Consider the following 560-nt stretch of genomic DNA (forward strand, 5'->3'; position numbering starts at 1 on the left):
CCCATTCGGAAATCTCCGGATCAAAGCTTACTTACAGCTCCCCGAAGCATATCGGTGTTAGTCCCGTCCTTCATCGGCTCCTAGTGCCAAGGCATCCACCGTGCGCCCTTTCTAACTTAACCTACGGTTAAAAAGTTTCTCTATTAATATAGAGAGAAAACTAAAATGGCGATACTCGATTTCTTTCTTGACTTTTATACTTTATCTAGTTTTCAAAGAACAACTTGATGGATGGTTATTTTGCTTGCGCAAAAAAACTAATTAAACCATCAAAACTGAACAAGAACAAATCGTCACGTCTGTATTTTATGTCTTGCTATCGCAAGCATATTTCCTTAGAAAGGAGGTGATCCAGCCGCACCTTCCGATACGGCTACCTTGTTACGACTTCACCCCAATCATCTGTCCCACCTTAGGCGGCTGGCTCTCTTGCGAGTTACCCCACCGACTTCGGGTGTTACAAACTCTCGTGGTGTGACGGGCGGTGTGTACAAGGCCCGGGAACGTATTCACCGCGGCATGCTGATCCGCGATTACTAGCGATTCCAGCTTCATGTAGG

The 560-nt window shown here is 45.9% G+C and carries 2 rRNA genes; both read right to left on the reverse strand.

Annotated elements, in window-relative coordinates:
- Positions 1-122 (reverse strand): 23S ribosomal RNA (locus ACVBAX_RS25375); the annotation flags it as partial.
- Between the two features lie 217 nt (positions 123-339).
- A 16S ribosomal RNA gene (locus tag ACVBAX_RS25380) occupies positions 340-560 on the reverse strand; the annotation flags it as partial.

The sequence above is a fragment of the Robertmurraya sp. GLU-23 genome (assembly GCF_052983275.1).